Source organism: Streptomyces yongxingensis, assembly GCF_055597465.1.
Genome location: NZ_CM145717.1, coordinates 3,818,424 through 3,838,863, shown reverse-complemented (window position 1 = coordinate 3,838,863; position 20,440 = coordinate 3,818,424). Strand labels below are relative to the sequence as shown.

Annotated in this window: 16 protein-coding genes; 8 read left to right on the top strand and 8 right to left on the bottom strand. The window is 70.3% G+C overall.

Going from position 1 to position 20,440, the window contains the following annotated elements:
* The first annotated feature begins 12 nt into the window (after positions 1–12).
* The 5 genes from ACZ6TD_RS16015 (at position 13) to ACZ6TD_RS15995 (ending at position 6,475) form a co-directional block, all read left to right on the top strand.
* Positions 13–1,056: a 3-isopropylmalate dehydrogenase gene (locus ACZ6TD_RS16015; RefSeq protein ID WP_471354560.1), complete on the top strand. Its 1,044-nt coding sequence runs from the start codon at positions 13–15 to the stop codon at positions 1,054–1,056.
* A gap of 202 nt (positions 1,057–1,258) precedes the next feature.
* Positions 1,259–2,344, top strand: coding sequence for a branched-chain amino acid aminotransferase (locus ACZ6TD_RS16010; protein ID WP_471354558.1), 1,086 nt, complete (start codon positions 1,259–1,261; stop codon positions 2,342–2,344).
* 322 nt (positions 2,345–2,666) lie between these two features.
* Complete coding sequence (cimA, locus tag ACZ6TD_RS16005; RefSeq protein WP_471354557.1) at positions 2,667–4,265, top strand: citramalate synthase; 1,599 nt, start codon at positions 2,667–2,669, stop codon at positions 4,263–4,265.
* A 330-nt stretch (positions 4,266–4,595) separates the two neighbouring features.
* A complete protein-coding gene (locus ACZ6TD_RS16000) occupies positions 4,596–6,179 on the top strand; it encodes an acyl-CoA carboxylase subunit beta (RefSeq protein ID WP_471354555.1) in 1,584 nt (527 codons plus the stop codon).
* Positions 6,180–6,235: 56 nt separating this feature from the next.
* The gene (locus ACZ6TD_RS15995; RefSeq protein WP_262706295.1) at positions 6,236–6,475 is read left to right on the top strand and encodes an acyl-CoA carboxylase subunit epsilon; all 240 of its coding nucleotides are present in this window, start codon (positions 6,236–6,238) and stop codon (positions 6,473–6,475) included.
* A gap of 131 nt (positions 6,476–6,606) precedes the next feature.
* Here the strand turns inward: ACZ6TD_RS15995 and ACZ6TD_RS15990 are convergent, their stop codons facing one another.
* From ACZ6TD_RS15990 to ACZ6TD_RS15955, 8 genes are all read right to left on the bottom strand, one after another.
* Positions 6,607–7,185: a GTP-binding protein gene (locus ACZ6TD_RS15990; RefSeq protein WP_075200410.1), complete on the bottom strand. Its 579-nt coding sequence runs from the start codon at positions 7,183–7,185 to the stop codon at positions 6,607–6,609.
* On the bottom strand, positions 7,166–7,828 hold the full coding sequence (locus ACZ6TD_RS15985) for a DUF742 domain-containing protein (protein WP_471354552.1): 663 nt from the start codon (positions 7,826–7,828) through the stop codon (positions 7,166–7,168). The genes ACZ6TD_RS15990 and ACZ6TD_RS15985 overlap by 20 nt, the downstream gene beginning before the upstream one ends.
* A gap of 82 nt (positions 7,829–7,910) precedes the next feature.
* Positions 7,911–8,324 (bottom strand): roadblock/LC7 domain-containing protein, encoded by a 414-nt coding sequence (locus ACZ6TD_RS15980; protein WP_020868201.1) that lies wholly within the window; start codon positions 8,322–8,324, stop codon positions 7,911–7,913.
* A 10-nt stretch (positions 8,325–8,334) separates the two neighbouring features.
* Positions 8,335–11,373, bottom strand: a complete 3,039-nt coding sequence (locus ACZ6TD_RS15975) for a nitrate- and nitrite sensing domain-containing protein (protein WP_471354551.1) — start codon at positions 11,371–11,373, stop codon at positions 8,335–8,337.
* Positions 11,374–11,709: 336 nt separating this feature from the next.
* Positions 11,710–12,294: a GTP-binding protein gene (locus tag ACZ6TD_RS15970; protein WP_078559056.1), complete on the bottom strand. Its 585-nt coding sequence runs from the start codon at positions 12,292–12,294 to the stop codon at positions 11,710–11,712.
* A complete protein-coding gene (locus ACZ6TD_RS15965) occupies positions 12,275–12,685 on the bottom strand; it encodes a DUF742 domain-containing protein (protein ID WP_014055140.1) in 411 nt (136 codons plus the stop codon). Before ACZ6TD_RS15965 ends, ACZ6TD_RS15970 begins: the two co-directional genes overlap by 20 nt.
* Positions 12,686–12,796: 111 nt before the next feature.
* Positions 12,797–13,210 (bottom strand): roadblock/LC7 domain-containing protein, encoded by a 414-nt coding sequence (locus ACZ6TD_RS15960; RefSeq protein ID WP_275560970.1) that lies wholly within the window; start codon positions 13,208–13,210, stop codon positions 12,797–12,799.
* 9 nt (positions 13,211–13,219) lie between these two features.
* Positions 13,220–17,074 (bottom strand): sensor histidine kinase, encoded by a 3,855-nt coding sequence (locus ACZ6TD_RS15955; protein ID WP_471354549.1) that lies wholly within the window; start codon positions 17,072–17,074, stop codon positions 13,220–13,222.
* A 595-nt stretch (positions 17,075–17,669) separates the two neighbouring features.
* Here ACZ6TD_RS15955 and ACZ6TD_RS15950 point away from each other — a divergent pair.
* The 3 genes from ACZ6TD_RS15950 to gltX all read left to right on the top strand — a co-directional run bounded on the left by ACZ6TD_RS15950 (position 17,670) and on the right by gltX (position 20,275).
* Positions 17,670–17,885 (top strand): hypothetical protein, encoded by a 216-nt coding sequence (locus tag ACZ6TD_RS15950; protein ID WP_471354547.1) that lies wholly within the window; start codon positions 17,670–17,672, stop codon positions 17,883–17,885.
* 118 nt (positions 17,886–18,003) lie between these two features.
* Complete coding sequence (locus ACZ6TD_RS15945) at positions 18,004–18,795, top strand: fumarylacetoacetate hydrolase family protein (protein ID WP_471354545.1); 792 nt, start codon at positions 18,004–18,006, stop codon at positions 18,793–18,795.
* Positions 18,788–20,275 (top strand): glutamate--tRNA ligase, encoded by a 1,488-nt coding sequence (gene gltX, locus ACZ6TD_RS15940; RefSeq protein WP_471354543.1) that lies wholly within the window; start codon positions 18,788–18,790, stop codon positions 20,273–20,275. Before ACZ6TD_RS15945 ends, gltX begins: the two co-directional genes overlap by 8 nt.
* Positions 20,276–20,440 lie beyond the last annotated feature (165 nt).

Below are 20,440 nucleotides of genomic sequence, written 5' to 3'. Positions count from 1 at the left end.
TAGGGTCCAGGCATGTCTCGCAGCATTCGCCTCGCAGTGATCCCCGGTGACGGTATCGGCCAGGAGGTCGTGGCCCAGGGCCTGAAGGTCCTCTCCGCCGCCCTTCCGCAGGACGTGAAGCTGGAGACCCGGAGTTACGACCTCGGCGCCCAGCGCTGGCACGCCACCGGCGACACCCTGCCGGACGCGGACCTGGAGTCGCTGAAGGACCACGACGCGATCCTGCTCGGCGCCATCGGTGACCCGTCGGTGCCCTCGGGCGTGCTCGAGCGCGGGCTGCTGCTCAAGCTGCGCTTCGCCTTCGACCACTACGTCAACCTGCGTCCGTCGAAGCTCTTCCCGAACACCCCGAGCCCGCTGGCCGGCCGCCCCGACATCGACTTCGTGGTCGTCCGCGAGGGCACCGAGGGCCCGTACGTGGGCAACGGCGGCTCGATGCGCACCGGCACCCCGGACGAGGTCGCCACCGAGGTCAGCCTCAACACCGCCCACGGGGTCGAGCGCGTGGTCCGGGACGCCTACGAGCGCGCCAATGCCCGGCCGCGCAAGAAGCTGACCCTCGTGCACAAGAACAACGTCCTGGTGCACGCCGGCCACCTGTGGAAGAACATCTTCGACCGGGTGGGCCAGGAGTACCCCGAGGTCACCACCGACTATCTGCACGTCGACGCCGCGACGATCTTCTTCGTCACCCAGCCGGAGCGGTTCGACGTGATCGTCACCGACAACCTCTTCGGTGACATCCTCACCGACCTCGCCGCCGCCGTCACCGGCGGCATCGGACTCGCCGCGAGCGGAAACATCAACCCCTCCGGCGCCTTCCCGTCGATGTTCGAGCCGGTCCACGGCTCCGCGCCGGACATCGCGGGCACCGGCAAGGCCGACCCGACGGCGACCGTCCTGTCGGTGGCCCTGCTGCTGTCGCACCTCGGCTACGGGGACGAGGCGGCCCGTATCGAGGCCGCCGTCGCCGCGGACCTCGCCGAGCGGGACGCGGCCGCGCCGCGCACCACCGACGAGATCGGCGACGCGCTCGCCGCCCGAGTATCCGGCTGACCCCAGCCTGTGCCAGCGCGCGGCTGGGTGCGACCATCGACCTTGGGCCGCGCGTTGCACAACGCTCCTTCCCCGGCCTCACCTAGGAGATAATCCCCGGTGGGGCCGCTGTGTGAAGAAGAGCTTGGACGTCCTAGTACCGCTTGCGGGCAGGATGGTGTGAGCGCGGTCCGCCACAACCAAAGGTGAAGGACTACCTGCCATGACGACGCCCACGATCGAGCTCAAGCCCTCCTCCCACCCCCTTCCCGCCGCCGAGCGGGAGAAGATTCTGGCCAACCCCGGATTCGGCCGCCACTTCACCGATCACATGGTGACGGTCAAGTGGACGGAGGGCCGTGGCTGGCACGAGGCCCAGCTCGTGCCGTACGCCCCGCTCTCGCTCGACCCGGCGAACATGACGCTGCACTACGCCCAGACGATCTTCGAGGGGCTCAAGGCGTACCGTCGGCCCGACGGCACCGTGGCCACGTTCCGCCCCGACCAGAACGCCGAGCGGTTCCAGGCGTCCGCGCGCCGCATGGGCATGCCGGAGCTCCCCGTCGAGACCTTCATCGCGGCGTGTGACGCGCTGGTCACCCAGGACAAGGCATGGGTGCCGGGCCACGGGGAGGAGTCCCTGTACCTGCGACCCTTCATGTTCGCCACCGAGGTCGGGCTCGGTGTCCGGCCCTCGAACGAGTTCCTCTTCGTGGTGATCGCCTCCCCGTCCGGGGCCTACTTCCCCGGCGGTGTGCGGCCGGTCTCGGTCTGGCTCTCGGAGGAGTACGTCCGCGCCGTGCCCGGCGGCACCGGCGCGGCCAAGACGGGCGGCAACTACGCGGCCTCCCTCGTCGCCCAGGCGCAGGCCGCCGAGCAGGGCTGTGACCAGGTGGTCTGGCTGGACGCGATCGAGCGCCGCTGGATCGAGGAGATGGGCGGGATGAACCTGTACTTCGTGTACGGGAACCGCGTCGTGACCCCCGAGCTGTCCGGTTCGCTGCTGCCGGGGATCACCCGGGCCTCGCTGCTGGAGATCGCCGCCGACCTCGGCTACGAGGTCACCGAGGGCCGGATCTCCGTCGACGACTGGCGCGAGGGCAACGCCGACGGGACCCTCACCGAGGTCTTCGCCTGCGGTACGGCGGCCGTGATCACCCCGGTCGGCTCGGTCAAGTCCGCCCGGGCGAGCTGGACGGTGGCCGACGGGGAGCCGGGTGAGGTGACCATGCGGCTGCGCAAGGCGCTGCTGGACATCCAGACCGGCGCCGCCCCGGACCCGCACGGCTGGATGCACCCCCTGGGCTGACCTTCGGGCGTCACCTCGTTGACACCGGGGGTTCGCATCCTGAGACGGATGAGAGCGCGGGGGCGGAATGTGCCAGACTGCCTCCGTGCTCTCGTTCGCCATGATTATTGGCAGCAGGCGCGCCGGTCCGCAGTGACCGCCCGTACGACCCGGTACAGGCGGCCACCGTGCCCCAGACCCGCGCGCAGACCTCTCGCACCCGCGAGGGGTCTTTTCGTTTTCCGGACCATCCCACCGGACGCGAAGCGTGAGGGATCATAGGAGGGCGCGGAACCGGATATTCCGGTAGACCGAGATCCATCCGACAGGAGCCAGACCAACCATGAAGGATCTGCCCGACGACGGCTTCCACGTCTTCGACACCACCCTGCGCGACGGAGCGCAGCGCGAGGGCATCAACCTCACGGTCGCGGACAAGCTGACCATCGCCCGTCACCTGGACGACTTCGGCGTGGGCTTCATCGAGGGCGGCTGGCCCGGCGCCAACCCGCGCGACACGGAGTTCTTCGCCCGGGCGCGCGCCGAGATCGACTTCAAACACGCCAAGCTGGTGGCGTTCGGCGCCACCCGCAAGGCGGGGGTGCGCGCCGAGGAGGACGCCCAGGTCAAGGCGCTGCTGGACTCCGGGGCGCCGGTGATCACCCTGGTGGCGAAGTCCCACGACCGCCATGTGGAGCTGGCCCTGCGCACCACGCTCGAGGAGAACCTCGCGATGGTCCGCGAGACCGTCGCCTACCTGCGGTCCCAGGGCCGCCGGGTCTTCCTCGACTGCGAGCACTTCTTCGACGGCTACCGCGCCAACGCCGCCTATGCCAAGCAGGTCGTCTCCGCCGCCCACGAGGCGGGCGCCGAGGTGGTGATCCTCTGCGACACCAACGGCGGCATGCTCCCCGGCCAGATCGACGCGGTGGTCCGCACCGTGCTGGCCGACACCGGGGCACGGCTGGGCATCCACGCCCAGGACGACACCGGCTGCGCGGTCGCCAACACCCTCGCCGCGGTGGACGCGGGCGCCACCCACGTCCAGTGCACGGCCAACGGCTACGGCGAGCGGGTGGGCAACGCCAACCTCTTCCCGGTCGTCGCGGCCCTGGAGCTCAAGTACGGCCGCCGGGTGCTGCCGGAGGGCTCCCTGGAGGAGATGACCCGGATCTCGCACGCGATCGCCGAGGTCGTCAATCTGACGCCGTCCACTCACCAGCCCTATGTGGGTGTTTCCGCCTTCGCCCACAAGGCCGGGCTGCACGCCTCCGCGATCAAGGTCGACCCGGATCTGTACCAGCACATCGACCCCGAGCGGGTCGGCAACACCATGCGGATGCTCGTCTCCGACATGGCCGGCCGGGCGTCGATCGAGCTCAAGGGCAAGGAGCTGGGCATCGACCTCGGCGGCGACCGGGCGCTGGTGGGCCGGATCGTGGAGCGGGTCAAGGAGCGGGAGCTCGCGGGCTACACCTACGAGGCCGCCGACGCCTCCTTCGAGCTGCTGCTGCGCCAGGAGGTCGAGGGCCGTCCCCGCCGCTTCTTCCGCGTCGAGTCCTGGCGGGCGATCGTCGAGGACCGCCCGGACGGCACCCACGCCAACGAGGCCACCGTGAAGCTGTGGGCCAAGGGCGAGCGGATCGTCGCCACGGCGGAGGGCAACGGCCCGGTCAACGCCCTGGACCGGGCGCTGCGGGTGGGGCTGGAGCGGATCTACCCGCAGCTGGCGACGATGGAGCTGGTGGACTACAAGGTCCGCATCCTGGAAGGCAAGCACGGCACCGAGTCCACGACCCGGGTGCTGGTCTCCACCGCGGACGGCCAGGGGGAGTGGTCGACCGTGGGCGTCGGGGAGAACGTGATCGCCGCGTCCTGGCAGGCCCTGGACGACGCCTACGCCTACGGACTGCTGCGGGCCGGGGTGGACCCGCAGGAGTGACGCCGGCCGGGCGGCGGGACATGCGGATGGTGCGGCTCCGGCGGCCGCCGGAGTAGGGTGCGGGGAGCGGAGCGCGGCCGACGTGCTCCGTTGCCCGATCCGGCCGTACGGCCGCTCCGGCGGACGCCGCCCATCCGGGTGGTCGAGCCCGCCCCTCGCACGGTCACGGCCTGGAGGTTTGTGGGGTGCCGACAGGGCCGATAGTCCTTTAGGACACCAGGTAGTGGGAAAGCCGCTGTCCAGTTCTGTTCCGCCTGCCCACCAAAACGCCCTTGACGTTGTAGGGAATTGACATGCGTTTCCGGGGGTCCGGGAACGTACCGTCATTGCATGACCAATCTCGAAGGTGCGCCTGCTGAGGCGAGTGACGTTCGCGGGCGCGTCGCCGAGCTGCACGCGATTCGCGAGCAGGCTCGGCGCGGCCCGAGCGAGCGGGCGACCGAGGCTCAGAAGGCCAAGGGGAAGCTGACGGCTCGCGAGCGGATCGATCTGCTGCTTGACGAGGGGTCCTTCAACGAAGTGGAGCCGCTGCGGCGGCATCGCGCGACCGGGTTCGGTCTTGAGGCCAAGAAGCCTTACACCGACGGTGTCGTCACCGGCTGGGGGACCGTCCACGGACGGACGGTGTTCGTCTACGCACACGACTTCAGGATCTTCGGCGGGGCGCTGGGGGAGGCCCACGCCACCAAGATCCACAAGATCATGGACATGGCCATCTCGGCCGGGGCGCCGCTGGTGTCCCTCAACGACGGCGCCGGTGCCCGTATCCAGGAGGGCGTCTCGGCGCTCGCCGGTTACGGCGGCATCTTCCAGCGGAACACCAAGGCGTCCGGTGTCATCCCCCAGATCAGCGTGATGCTCGGCCCGTGCGCGGGCGGCGCGGCGTACTCCCCGGCGCTGACGGACTTCGTCTTCATGGTCCGGGAGACCTCGCAGATGTTCATCACCGGGCCCGACGTGGTCCAGGCGGTGACGGGCGAGAAGGTCAGCCAGAACGGACTGGGCGGCGCGGATGTGCACGCCGAGACCTCGGGTGTGTGCCACTTCGCCTACGACGACGAGGAGACCTGCCTGGAGGAGGTCCGCTACCTCCTGTCGCTGCTGCCGCAGAACAACCGCGAGAACCCGCCGACCGTCGAGTCCGACGACCCGGCCTCCCGGCGCGGCGACGCGCTGCTGGACCTCGTCCCGGCCGACGGCAACCGGCCGTACGACATGCGCAAGGTCATCGAGGAGATCGTCGACGACGGCGAGTACCTCGAGGTCCACGAGCGCTGGGCGACCAACATCATCTGCGCGCTGACCCGGCTCGACGGCCAGGTGGTCGGCATCATCGCCAACCAGCCGCAGTCGCTGGCCGGCGTGCTGGACATCGAGGCGTCGGAGAAGTCCGCGCGCTTCATCCAGATGTGCGACGCCTTCAACATCCCGCTGGTCACCTTCCTCGACGTGCCCGGCTTCCTGCCCGGTGTGGACCAGGAGCACGGCGGGATCATCCGGCACGGCGCCAAGATGCTGTACGCGTACTGCAACGCCACCGTGCCGCGGATCTCCGTCATCCTGCGCAAGGCGTACGGCGGTGCCTACATCGTGATGGACTCCCAGTCCATCGGGGCCGACCTGACCTACGCCTGGCCGACCAACGAGATCGCGGTGATGGGCGCCGAGGGCGCCGCCAACGTGATCTTCCGCCGTCAGATCGCCGACGCGGACGACCCCGAGGCCATGCGCGCCCGCATGGTCAAGGAGTACAAGTCCGAGCTGATGCACCCGTACTACGCGGCCGAGCGGGGGCTGGTCGACGATGTGATCGACCCGGTCGAAACCCGTGAGGTCCTGATCCGGTCCCTGGCGATGCTGCGCGACAAGCACGCCGACCTGCCGTCCCGCAAGCACGGCAACCCGCCGCAGTAACCCCTCACGTTCATGACCTCGCGCGGGACCCGCGCGACAAGGGAGAAGAGAAAACCGTGAGCACATCCAGCGATATCGCCGATCCCGCCGCCGCGGCGGCGGCCACCCTGGTCCGGGTCGAGAAGGGCCACGCCGACGCCGAGGAACTCGCCGCGGTCACCGCGGTGCTGCTCGCCCGCGCGGCCGCCGGCACCCACCGGACCGCCGGGTCCACCCGCCCGAGCCGCAGCGCCGCCCGCTGGCGCCGTCTGGAGCGCCGCCCGGCGTTCAGCGCGCCGCACAGCTGGCAGGGCTGAGCGCCACCGGGCGCCGCCGCGTCCGGACGGCCGCACACCGCCCGGACGGCTGAGAAGGCCCGCTTGAGACGCACAAATCCCCTGTTCTCCTTCGGAGAGCAGGGGATTTTGGCTTCCGCCGTCGGCCTCGGCTAGCGCAGCCGGGCCATCAGCGCGTGCTCGACCAGGGTGATCAGCGCGCTCTTGGCCTCGCTGCGGTGGCGGGCGTCGGTGGTGATGATCGGCGCGTCGGGGCCGATCTGGAGGGCCTCGCGGACCTCTTCGGGGTTGTAGGGCTGGTGCCCGTCGAAGCCGTTGAGGGCGATGACGAAGGGCAGCCCGGAGTTCTCGAAGTAGTCGACGGCCGGGAAGCAGTCGGCGAGGCGGCGGGTGTCCACCAGGACGACCGCGCCGATGGCACCGCGGACCAGGTCGTCCCACATGAACCAGAAGCGGTCCTGGCCGGGCGTGCCGAACAGATACAGGATCAGGTCCTGGTCCAGCGTGATGCGGCCGAAGTCCATGGCCACCGTGGTGGTGGTCTTGTCCGGCGCGTGGGTGAGATCGTCGATCCCCGCCGAGGCGGAGGTCATCACGGCTTCGGTGCGCAGCGGGTTGATCTCCGAGACCGCGCCGACGAACGTGGTCTTGCCCACGCCGAAGCCGCCCGCCACCACGATCTTCGCGGAGGTGGTGGAGCGGGCTGCACCGCTAGAGCTTGCGAAGTCCACTGAGCACCCTTTCGAGCAGTGTCACGTCAGGCTGACCGCCGGCGGACTCGTCGCCGCCGGGCTGATGGATCGCGACGAGCCCCGCCTCGGCCAGGTCGGCTACGAGGATGCGGGCTACGCCGAGAGGAATGGTGAGCAGTGCGGAGATCTCGGCGACCGACTTGATCTCGCGGCACAGTTGGCAGATCCGCTGGTGCTCGGGCAGCTGGCCCTGGAGCTGAGCGGGGTCGGCCGTGGTGTGCACCAGCGCCTCGATGGCGAGCTGGTACCGGGGCCGGGTCCGGCCCCCTGTCATGGCGTACGGGCGCACCAGAGGGTTATGCGTGCCGCCCGCGGGGGAGGTAGGTTCCGGGGCAGGGCGCTCAGGCGGCTGTACGGGCTCGATACGGGGCGCGGGCGGCGCGTCGTACCAGGACCCCTCCGACGGCCCGGGAGGCGCGTAGGAGGGCGTGTACGGCTGTTGCTGGGGCCGCTGCGGCTGCCGCCGCGGGGGCTGCTGCTCCCGCTGGGGCTCCGGCTGCTGTGGGGAGCGGGCCTGGCGGCTGGGTGCGGAGGGGAAGTTGTAGCGCTTCACTGGGCCCTCTCCGCGCGGCTCGGACGGCTGCCCGTGGGCGTACGGATATCCGCTAGGGGGCGTTGCCACGTGTCCTCCTCCAACTCGCCTGTCTTGCCGGTCGCGCCACCGCACCCTATGGCGCGGTGGCGCGAAACGCACTCCATGTTTGCTAGTTGAGAAGACTGCCCTGCAATTCCGCGCGCAGATCCGGGGTGAGGACGTTGCCCGCGCGATCGACCAGCAGGGCCATCTCGTAGCCGACGAGGCCGATGTCGCACTCGGGGTGGGCGAGCACGGCGAGGGAGGATCCGTCGGAGATCGACATGATGAAGAGGAAGCCTCGTTCCATTTCGACGACGGTCTGGTTGACCACGCCGCCTTCGAAGATGCGGGAGGCTCCGGAGGTGAGCGAGGTCAGGCCGGAGGCCACCGCCGCCAGTTGATCGGCTCGGTCACGGGGGAAGCCTTCGGACATCGCCAGAAGGAGTCCGTCGGCGGAGACCACCACCGTGTGGGACACCCCGGGGGTGTTGTCCACGAAGTTCGTGATCAACCAGTTCAGGTTCTGCGCCGCCTGGCTCATCGGGCTCACACTAACGCTCCTGATCGTAGGTGCTGCCGGGGCCGAAGCCCTGTTGGTCATGCTGGTCACGCCCGGGGGTCCCGGATCCCGCGCTGCGTCCCCGCTGGACGCCGCGGCGCAGGTTGCTCAGCCTGCCGCGGACGTCCTCCGGGGCGCGGGAGACCTGGGGGCCACCCTGTCCGGTCGGCTCCGCGGCGCCCTCGACCAGATTGGCCTTGGGCACCCGGCGGGGCAGGCCGGACGATGTGACCCCGCCGGCCTTCGGCTCGCGCAGCCGCTCGGCACGGTGCCAGCGGTGGTCGTTCTCCGACTGCCACGGGGCACCGTCCTCCTGCTGCTGGGGAGCCTGATAGGGCCGCTCCGGCGCCGCGGGCGCCGCCGGGTCCCCGACCATCCCCTGTGCCCCTGTTTCCTCGGACGGCTGCCACTGCTTGTCACGACGCGGAAGCCCGGCGTCGGTCATCGAGTGGATTCCGCTCGGGGAAGGGCCCGGACGGTGGAACTCTACGCGGTCCCGAGAAACTTCGGGAGCGCTGGGTCCTGATTCCGCTTCGGTCCCGAACTGCGGCGCGAAGGGCATCTCGAAAGATCCGGAATCGCCCCACTCTCCCTGCTGAGAGGGTGAGTTGTAGCCGATGTACGGCTGCTGTTCGGATTCCGTTTGAGTTGTGTAATCCGCTTCCGGTTGCGTAAAGGCGGAATTCTGGTACGCGGACTGCGCGGGCGGGTCGGAAGCCGCCTGGTCATGCCGCGGATCCTGCTCGGGCGGGGTGGCCCCCATTCCGCTGTACTGGCCCAGGAACTGGTTCTGTCCGTGGTCCCGGTCGTAGGCGGAGTCGTCGAAGCCCAGCTCGGCGGCGGTGCGCGAGGACAGCTCGCTCACGTCCTCGTAGGCGGGCCCGGGCCGCGGCTCGGGGACGATCCGGGAGACCGTGAAGTCGTCCTGGGGCAGTTCCTCGCCGCCACCGCCGTGGGTGATCGCCTCGGGCAGCATCACCAGCGAGGTGGTGCCCGCCTGCTCCCCGGAGGGGCGCAGCTGGACCCGGATGCCGTGCCGGTCGGCGAGGCGGCCGACCACGAACAGGCCCATGCGCTGGGACACCGAGGCGTCCACCGTCGGCGGATTGGCCAGCTTGTGGTTGATGTCGGCGAAGTCCTCGGCGGTCAGGCCGATGCCCTTGTCGTGGATCTCCACCACCACCCGGCCGTCGGGCAGCCGGGTCGAGGTGACCCGCACCTTGGTGTGCGGGGAGGAGAAGGTGGTGGCGTTCTCCAGCAGCTCGGCCAGGAGGTGCACCAGGTCGGTCACCGCGGTGCCGTGGATCTCGCTCTCGGAGATCCCGGCCAGCTCGATGCGCTCGTAGGACTCCACCTCCGAGGAGGCGGCCCGCAGCACGTCGATCAGCGGCACCGGCTGGTTCCAGCGCCGGCCGGGCTCCTCGCCCGCGAGGATCAGGAGGTTCTCGCCGTTGCGCCGCATACGGGTGGCCAGGTGGTCCAGCCGGAAGAGGTGCTCCAGCTGGTCCGGATCGGCCTCCCGGTTCTCCAGCTCGGAGATCAGGGTGAGCTGCCGCTCGATCAGCCCCTGGTTGCGACTGGAAAGGTTGGTGAAGATCGCGTTGACGCCGCCGCGCAGCATCGCCTGCTCGGCCGCGAGCCGGATCGCCTCGCGGTGCACCTGGTCGAAGGCGCGGGCCACCTCGCCGATCTCGTCCCGGGTGTTGATCGGTATCGAGCTGACCCGGGTGTCCACCCGTCCGGGGTCGGTGCGGGAGAGCTGGTCGACCACCGCCGGCAGCCGCTTCTCGGCGACGTCGAAGGCGGCGTTGCGCAGTTGCCGCATCGAGTGGCTCATCGAGCGGGCCATCCGGCCGGCCACGAAGAAGGCGGCGAGGAGCGCCAGCACCACGATCGCACCGTTCACGATCGCGTCGCGCCGGGCGTCCGAGGAGATCTGCGCCGCCTCGTCCACGGCCTTGTTCACCAGGGTCTGCTCGACGTCCCGGTAGGCGTTGAACTTGATCGTGGAGGCGTTGAACCAGGAGTCCGGGGTGATCCCCTGGGCGGCCAGCGCCGAGGGGCTCGCACCGCTGCCCATGGCCTTGATCATCTTGTCCATGCCGGGCGGCGCCGCGAACTTCTTCCCGTCCGCCTCGGCCTTCCGTTTCGCCTCGGCGATTTGCGTCTGCGCACGCTTCTCGGCCGCCGTGAGGGTGTCCTCGAGCCGGGTCACGTCCTGCGGGGTGCCGGCGGCCTCGAACTCCCCGAGCGCGATGCCCTCGAGGTAGACGTACGAGGTGAAGGCGGTGAGCTGGGTCTTGCGGTCGGTCGCGGACGGGCCGGGCCTCACCAGCAGATGGGTGCCGATGGAGCGCTGCAGCGACTCCGCGCCCTTGGCCAGGGATACCGCGTAGACGGTACGGCCGTATGACGTGATATTGCCGGTGCCCAGGCCCAGTTCATTGGCGAACTCGGTCAGCCCGTGCTCGACGGCGACATAGCCCTCTTCGGTCTTCACCCCGTCGAGGCGGTCGGTGTAGGCGTTCCGGCGCAGGGCGGCGAGCTGCGGTTCGCCGGCTCTGAACGCTTTGAGGCGGCGTTTCAAGGCCGGCGTCTGCGGCATGTCGGCGACGGCCTTGTCGAAGTCCTTCTTCGCCGCGTCGCTGGCGGCCCGGGCCCTGGCCACCGTGGCCTCGTTGGTGCCGCTGAGCAGCGGGCCCGCGGTCAAGTCGCGCTCGTTGACCAGGGCGTGGGCGTAGGTGGTGGCGGCCCGGACGACCTGGGCGGTGCGCTCGGCGTCCCGCGCCTCGTTCCAGGTGGAGACCGATGAGGCGACCTGGAAGCCACCGAAGACCAGGGCGACGAGCACGGGGATGAGCAGGATCGCGTACAGCCGGCCGCGTACCCGCCAGTTCCGAGGGGAGATCCGGCCACCACTGGGTGCGGACGGCTCCGCTGCCTCGGCGGGCGACGCCGCTGTGCCTGTACGCGGCGGCGGGGTGAAGTTCCCTCGCGCCTCTTGCGCGGGGTCCGGCTTGCTTCGCCTCACTCGACCAACAACCTCTCGGCATCGGCACCTGATTCGTGCCGTTCCCAGCTGAGCCCTGACTGCCCAGTTCAGCGAATTCCAGCACGCCGCGCGGGTGCTTTCCAAACAGTGCGCAAAGCGCTCAGTGCGTTGTCTGGACCAGAGAAAAAAGGGGCGTTACGGCTGAGACATGTCGAATACCGAACTATTTTGAGTGCGTACCGGAGCCGCGTGATCGCACTCTGTGTCGACGGCCGGTGCATATCTCTGTCGAAACGTTATGAATGACGGGCGGGCCGTGTCGTTCGACACAGCCCGCCCTACGTCGGTTTTCCGACAACTTCCGGACCGCGGTACTTACTTGAGTCGGGCCATCAGCGCATGCTCGACCAGCGTGATGAGCGCGCTCTTCGCCTCGCTGCGGTGGCGGGCGTCGGTGGTGATGATGGGAGTGTCCGGGCCGATCTGCAGGGCCTCGCGGACCTCTTCGGGGTTGTAGGGCTGCTGGCCGTCGAAGCCGTTGAGGGCGATGACGAAGGGCAGCCCGGAGTTCTCGAAGTAGTCGACGGCCGGGAAGCAGTCGGCCAGCCGGCGGGTGTCCACCAGGACCACGGCGCCGATGGCACCGCGGACCAGGTCGTCCCACATGAACCAGAAGCGGTCCTGGCCGGGCGTGCCGAAGAGATACAGGATCAGGTCGTCGTCGAGCGTGATGCGGCCGAAGTCCATCGCCACGGTCGTCGTGGTCTTGTCCTGGACGTGGCTCAGATCGTCGATCCCCGCCGAGGCCGATGTCATCACGGCTTCGGTGCGCAGCGGATTGATCTCCGAGACCGCGCCGACGAACGTGGTCTTGCCCACGCCGAAGCCGCCCGCCACCACGATCTTCGCCGAGGTGGTCGCGCGGGCCGGGGGAGCACCGCTAGAGCTTGCGAAGTCCACTGAGCACCCTTTCGAGCAGTGTCACATCCGGAGTACCGCCCGCTTCCGAACCGCCCCCGGGCTGGTGGATCGCCACCATGCCGGCCTCCGCCAGGTCCGCCACCAGGATGCGTGCCACACCCAGGGGGATGTTCAGCAGCGCCGAGACCTCGGCGACCGACTTGACCTCCTGGCACAGGTGGCAGATCCGCTGGTGCTCGGGAAGGAGCCCCTGCAGATGCACGGGGTCGGCCGTCGTGCTGACCAGTGCCTCGATGGCGAGCTGGTAGCGGGGCCGGGTCCGGCCACCGGTCATGGCATAGGGGCGCACCAATGGCTGGTCGCCTTCACCCCCGTACGGCGATTGGTGATGGCCGCCGTACGGGCCGGGCGAGGCGGGGGGCGGGGTCATGGATCCTCCGGTCGGACAACAAGGTGACGGTGGTGCCGTCGGTCGGTGCCGGTGGGGGGCCGCCCGGCCGTGGGGCCGGGCGGGCGGGCGTCGGATGGTCGTGTCGTTGGATCAGTTCAACAGGCTGCCCTGCAGTTCGGCACGCAGGTCCGGGGTGAGGACGTTGCCCGCGCGATCGACCAGCAGGGCCATCTCGTAGCCGACGAGGCCGATGTCGCACTCGGGGTGGGCGAGCACGGCGAGGGAGGATCCGTCGGAGATCGACATGATGAAGAGGAAGCCTCGTTCCATTTCGACGACGGTCTGGTTGACCATGCCGCCTTCGAAGATGCGGGAGGCTCCGGAGGTGAGCGAGGTCAGGCCGGAGGCCACCGCCGCCAGTTGATCGGCTCGGTCACGGGGGAAGCCTTCGGACATCGCCAGAAGGAGTCCGTCGGCGGAGACCACCACCGTGTGGGACACCCCGGGGGTGTTGTCCACGAAGTTCGTGATCAACCAGTTCAGATTCTGCGCCGCCTGGCTCATCGGGCTCAACTAACGCTCCTGCTGGTAAGTCGGGCCAATGCCGCGATCATGGTTGTCGCCGAGTCCGGTGCCGGCCCGGCGACCCTGCTGGATCCCACGGCGGAGGTTGGTCAGCCTTCCGCGTACATCATCGGGCGCACGAGACACCTGCGGCCCAGTCCGTTCGGGCTGTTGCGGCTGCTGGTGTGCGGCGCCCTCCACGAGGTTTGCGCGCGGCACCCGCCGTGGCAACCCGGACGACGTGATACCGCCGGCCGCGGGCTCGCGGATCTGCTCGGCGCGGCGCCAGCGCTCGTCGTTGTGGGGCGACGTACGCCAGTGGGAACCCGTGCTCCGGCCGTTGATGCCGGCTCCGCCCGGGCCCGCCGCGGCGCCCGATCCGGCGAAGTCCCCCATGCCCTGGGACGCCGGCTGCGGCTCGCGGGGCGAGGGGGGCGGTACGGCCGAGGCGGGCCGGCCGGGGGTGGGCTCGGGCGCGGAGGGCGCGGACGGGTACGACCGGCCCCCGTCCTGCGGGCCCGAGGTGCCCGGGTCCACGACCTGGTTGTGGTGCCAGGTCGACTCGATGGTGTCGAAGATCGGAGTACGGCCGTCGCCGGGACCGGCGGCGGGCGGCAGCGGGTCGTTCGTGCGCCGGTCGGACTCGCCCTGGGAGTCCTGGGGCAGCGTGTACTCACCGGTGCCGCTCATGTCCGGACGCGGGAATTCGCCGGTGTCGCCGGGGCCGCCCATGTTCGGGCGGGGGAATTCGCCGGTGTCGCCCGGACCGCCCATGTTCGGGCGCGGGAACTCGCCCGTGTCGCCCGGGCCGCGGCCGCCGCGCGGGGCGGCGTCCTCGAACCGGGGCTGGGCGTACTCACCGGTGTCGCCCGGACCCTGGCCGAGCTCCGGGCGGGCGAACTCGCCGGTGTCGCCCGGGCCGCGGCCGTAGTCGGGGCGGCTGAACTGGCCGGTGTCGGACAGCCCCTGCCCGGCCTGCGGCCCGCTGGGCGCGCGGCGCGGCTCGAACATGCTGGGGCCGTCGGTCAGCTGCGGCAGCTCGCCGGTGTCGCCGGGGCCGCGGTTGCCGAACGGATCGCGCCGCTCCGCCGGGCCGCCGAGCTCCGGACGGGCGAACTGGCCGGTGGACTCGTACTCCTCGTGCCCGCGCGGGGTGTCCCCGGCGTCGCGCGGAGTGTCCGGCCAGTCGTCCTCGCCGGACGCGCGGCGCGCGCCCCAGCTGGTGCCGGGCTGCGCGGGGGCCGGAAGCTCGGGCGCGGGGTCGCGGGTGGGCAACTGCGGGCGGCCGCCCTGGTCGCCCCCGTCGGCGCGGGCCGGGGCGCCGGTCGGCGGGGCGACGGTCGGGTTCTCGCCGCGCGTCGGCAGCGGGGGACGGCCGGAGGGGGCGCCGGGGCCGCCCTGCTGACCGCCGGGACCGGAGGGGGCGTTGGTCCGGGGGCCGGGAGGCCGTCCGCCCTCGAAGAAGTTGGTGCCGCCGGCCGGGGCGCCGCCCGTGGGGCCCGCACCCGCGCCGACCGGCCGGGTCGGCAGTCCGCTGCCGCCGCCGTTGCCCGGCAGCGCGGCGCGCGAACCGGAGCCCGGGACCTGGCGCCGCGAGGGTGCCGAGCCGAGCAGTCCCGCGCCGCCGCCCTGGGCGCCGCCGTTGCCGGTGCCCGGTCCGCCCTGGGCCGCCTTGCCGCCGGCGGCCTGCGGCGCCGGCTTCCGGCCGCCCTGGGCGACATCGACCGGCAGCATGACCAGCGCCGTCGTACCGCCCGAGTCGGACGGCCGGAGCTGGATGCGGATGCCGTGGCGCAGCGAGAGGCGGCCGACCACGAACAGACCCATGCGCCGGGAGACCGACACATCGACCGTGGGCGGGGAGGCCAGCCGCTCGTTGATCGCCGCCAGGTCCTCGGGCGAGAGCCCGATACCGGTGTCGTGGATCTCGACCAGCACCCGCCCGTCGGGCAGCGCGTGACCGGTGACCTTGACCTTGGTCTGCGGCGAGGAGAAGGAGGTGGCGTTCTCCAGCAGCTCGGCGAGCAGGTGGACGAGGTCGTTGACGACCCGGCCGGCGACCTCGGTCGCCGGGACCGAGCTGAGCTCGATGCGCTCGTACTGCTCCACCTCGGAGGCGGCCGCGCGGAGCACGTCCACCAGCGGCACCGGACGGGTCCACCGGCGGCCGGGCTCCTCGCCCGCGAGGACCAGGAGGTTCTCGCCGTTACGGCGCATACGGGTGGCGAGGTGGTCCAGCTTGAACAGCGAGGAGAGCTGGTCCGGGTCGGCCTCGCGGCTCTCCAGCTCGGAGATGAGCGAGAGCTGGCGCTGGATGAGGCCCTGGCTGCGGCGCGAGAGGTTGGTGAACATCGCGTTGACGTTGCCCCGCAGCAGCGCCTGCTCGGCGGCGAGCCGGACCGCCTCGCGGTGCACGTCGTCGAAGGCCGCGGCCACCTTTCCGATCTCGTCCCGGCTGTGCACACCGACGGACTCGACGGAGGTGTCCACATCCTGCGGATCGGATTCCGAGAGCTGCTTGACCAGTTCGGGCAGCCGCTTCTGGGAGACCTCCTGCGCGGTGTCCTGGAGACGGCGCAGCGAGCGGACCATGGAGCGGGCGACGACGAAGGCGCCGACCAGGGAGACGCCGAGGACCAGCAGGATCAGCGCACCGTTGAGGATCGCGTCCTGCTGGGCGGAGTCGCGGAGCTCACGAGCCTTCTGCTGCATCTCGCTGAGCAGCGTTTGCTCGATCTTGCCCATCTCTTCGATCTTGATACTGTCCTGGTCGTACCAGTCAAGATCGGTCCGCTTCTCCGCCTTGAGCCCCTCGGGGTCGCGCACCGCGCGGTCGGCGTACATGGTCGCCGCCTTGATGTCGGGGCGGCTGTCCAGCGGTTCGAGCAAGTCCTCGGAGTTGCCCTGGCGGATCTGCTTGAAGCGGCCGAGCGCCTCGTTCTCCTTGTCCACCGCGGTCCTGGCGAAGCGGCGGTCGTTGGCGGAGAAGTCCGCGCCCTTGGGGTCGGCGAGGGCGGCGCTGATGAGCGCGCGCTGGATGGAGGCGTACTCCTTCGCGGAGGAGAAGGTGGCGAGCGCGCGGGTGTTGTTGATCATCGCGCGGTTGCTGGTCGCCTGCGCCATGTCCTGGGAGAGCAGCAGCAACGAGTTGATCAGCTCGTTGTAGTTCTGGACCGTCAGCGAGTAGTACTGGCTGTTGTCGTAGGCCGTGTCCCGGACCTCGTTGATCTTGCCGAGCTGACGGTCGATGTTGACGAGCGTGGACTGCACACCGGCCAGCGACTGGTCACCGGGGTCGATCTGGTGGGTGGCATCGCGGAAGGCCGCGATCGCGCGGTTGGTGTCCTCGCGGGTGGAGACGACCCGGTCGTCCTTGTCGTTGCCCTTGCCCGCCAGCGGACCGGCCGACTTGTCGCGCTCCTCCTGGAGCGCGCTGGCCAGCTGGGTGGCCTGCTGCGTCATCTCGGTGAGCAGCTTCATCTGGTCCAGCTGCTGGATGTTGTCCAGCGAGCCCTCGATGCGCAGCGCCCCCAGCGTGGTCGCGGCGACCACCGGGAGCGCGAGCAGGGAGACCAGTCGGGTACTGATGCGCCAGTTGCGCAGGGCCATGCGATTGCCGGGCCCGGTCGGACCGGAGGACTTCGCCTTGGCCGACGGCTCCGTGGCATCTCCGCCGCCACCACCACCGCTGGGCGCACTGATCCGGGTGGCGCTCTGCGCACCGGCCTCGGGGCTCTGGTCGCCCGGCGTCCTGCCGTTGCTTCCCTGGGCGCGCTGGGGCGAGGAGCCACGGTCGGTCCCGCCACGCGGCTCCGGGTCCGCCGAAGCTTCCCCTCGGCCCTGGCGGGCCTGGGGAGCCCCCATACCATCCCTCTTGAAACGTCCCTGCACTAGCGTCGCAACCTCTGGACCAGGCGCCCCACCGGCTTGAGCGGCGGAGCGGTGTCGAGTCGTGGGGGACCGCGATCCCCCCTGTCGGTCGTGAGTGACCGGCGCGCATCCTTTCGTGTCGACAAGAGGAGCCCCCCGCCGCTCGGCGCCTCTGACGTTGCGCCCCCGTGCGCGCCGGCTGATTCCCGCGGCGGTCCCGGGAATTCCAGCACAGTGCCGGATGCTGCAACAAGGGCAATGGGTAAGGCTGTGATGCGCGTGACGCTCAGTACGGACTTTATTACGGGACGTAGAAAGCCATGTCGGCGATAACGGACGTTCGTGTACGAATCGAGGGCCGTAATCCAGTGTCCGGCTAGCGATGATCAAGAGCGGAACGTCAGGTTCGGGTATGCGATGTCCGTTTAGCGTGATTGGGCAACTGTCTTCTATGTCGCATTTGCCTGATCGTTCGTGAGCAATATCACATGCTGGCGGCGACTTTTCCTGCGAATCGATGGGCAAGGCCGCCTCTAGCCTGACGCTTTACACAGCCGGAACGAACGACAAGAGCGAGGCGTAAACCCCAGTGAAGACGACGATGATGTTCCGCTCCATAGCCAACCCGCGGCGCACCACCCTGGCCCATGTCAAGGACGTCCAAGAGCTCAAGGACGCCAAGGACATCGCCACGGACCTCGAGGACACCGGCGCGCCCGAGGAGCAGCCGGAGCACCGCGTCGATCTGCCCAGCCGGACCGCGAACCCCAAGCGCACGGTGCTGACCGAGACCCCGGGCCACTGACCCCCGGGGCCGTGGTGGGCGCCACCACCCCGGCAGGCGGGACGGCGGCGCGCGGGACGCGGAGCGATAGCCTGGAGCGTCAGTCTCCAGCGAGTTCAGTCAGGAGCCAAGGCTTCCCGTGCGCATCGCCAGATTCTCCATCGACGGCAACGTCGCCTTCGGCGTGGTGGAGGGCGAACCGTCCGATCCGGACGGCCCCGTCATCGACATCATCAAGGGCCACCCCTTCGCCGAATTCGAGCGCTCGGGCCAGAAGGTCCCCCTGAGCAAGGTCCGGCTGCTGCCGCCCGTCCTGCCGAACAAGGTCGTCGGAATCGGGCGCAACTACGCCGAGCACGCGGCGGAGCTGGGCAACGAGGTCCCCGACGTCCCGGTCGTCTTCTTCAAGCCGTCCACCTCCGTGGTCGGCCCCGGCGACCCCGTCGCGTACCCCTCCTTCTCCTCCGAGGTGCACTACGAGGCCGAGCTGGCCGTGGTCATCGGGCGGATGTGCCGTGAGGTTCCGCGCGAGCGCGTCCAGGACGTCATCCTCGGCTACACCTGCGGCAACGACATCACGGCCCGCGACGCCCAGCGGCGCGAGAAGCAGTGGGCGCGGGCCAAGGGCTTCGACACCTCCTGCCCGCTGGGCCCCTGGGTGGAGACCGATATCGACCTGGCGCGCGCCGGTGACCTCGGCATCATGTGCACCGTCAACGGTGAGCAGCGTCAGCTCGGCCGTACGAGCGAGATGGTGCGCTCGATCGAGGACCTGATCGTGCACATCACCGAGGCGATGACGCTGCTCCCCGGCGACGTCGTGCTCACCGGCACTCCGGCGGGCGTCGGCCCGCTCTCCGTCGGCGACGAGGTCGCCGTCACCATCGAAGGCATCGGCACTCTCACCAACAAGGTGATCAAGCGTGGCTAGCGCACCCTCCTCCGCCCCCGTGCGGGTTCGTTTCTGTCCCTCGCCGACCGGCAACCCCCATGTCGGACTGGTCCGCACGGCCCTGTTCAACTGGGCCTTCGCCCGTCACCACGGCGGCACCCTGGTGTTCCGCATCGAGGACACCGACGCCGCGCGCGACTCCGAGGAGTCCTACACCCAGCTGCTGGACGCCATGCGCTGGCTGGGCTTCGACTGGGACGAGGGCCCCGAGGTCGGCGGTCCGCACGCGCCCTACCGCCAGTCGCAGCGGATGGACCTCTACCGCGAGGTCGCGGAGAAGCTGCTGGAGGCGGGCCACGCCTACCGCTGCTACTGCACCGCCGAGGAGCTGGAGGAGCGCCGCGAGGCGGCCCGCAAGGCCGGCCGGCCCTCCGGCTACGACGGCACCTGCCGCACCCTGACCGCCGAGCGGATCGCCGCGTACGAGGCCGAGGGACGTGCCTCGATCGTGCGCTTCCGGATGCCGGACGAGCCGATCGCCTTCACCGACCTGGTGCGCGGTGAGCTGGCCTTCGCCCCCGAGAACGTCACGGACTACGGGATCGTGCGGGCCAACGGCGCGCCCCTCTACACGCTCGTCAACCCCGTCGACGACGCGCTGATGGAGATCACGCACGTACTGCGCGGCGAGGACCTGCTCTCCTCCACCCCGCGGCAGATCGCGCTCTACCGGGCGCTCGCCGAGATCGGTGTGGGCTCGGGCACGGTGCCCGCCTTCGGCCACCTCCCGTATGTCATGGGCGAGGGCAACAAGAAGCTCTCCAAGCGCGATCCGCAGTCCTCGCTGAACCTCTACCGGGAGCGCGGCTTCCTCCCCGAGGGGCTGCTCAACTACCTGTCCCTGCTGGGCTGGTCGCTCTCCTCCGACCGGGACGTCTTCTCGCTGGAGGAGATGGTCGAGGCGTTCGACATCTCGGCGGTGAACGCCAACCCGGCGCGCTTCGACCTCAAGAAGGCCGAGGCGATCAACGCGGACCACATCCGGCTGCTGGACGTGAAGGCGTTCATCGGTGCCTGCGAGCCCTGGCTGAAGGCCCCGCACGCGCCGTGGGACCCGGACGCCTTCGACGCGGCCGCCTTCGAGGCGCTGGCCCCGCTGGCCCAGACCCGGCTGACGGTCCTGTCCGACATCACCGCGAACGTGGACTTCCTCTTCCTCGACACGCCGGTGGCGGACGAGGCGTCCTGGACCAAGGCGATGAAGCCGGGCGCGGACGCGCTCCTGGCCTCGGTCCGCACCCGGCTCGCCGAGGCGGACTGGGACGCCGAAACCCTGAAGGCCGCGGTCCTCGCGGCCGGTGAGGAGCACGGCCTGAAGCTGGGCAAGGCCCAGGCGCCGCTGCGCGTCGCGGTCACCGGGCGCACGGTCGGGCTGCCGCTGTTCGAGTCCCTGGAGGTCCTGGGCCGCGAGCGCACGCTGGCCCGGGTCGACGCGGCGCTGGCCAAGCTGGCCGGATAGGCGTGTGAGGCGCCGCCCGCGCCCGTGAGGCGGCGCCACTCGCGGTGATACTCGTTTTGGTGGCCCGTCCACCATCGGGTAATGTTCTTCCTGCGCCGGACGGGCGGCCGAGAGGCTGGACCGGAAGCGCAAGCCAAACAAAACCCCTTACGGGGGTGGCGTTTT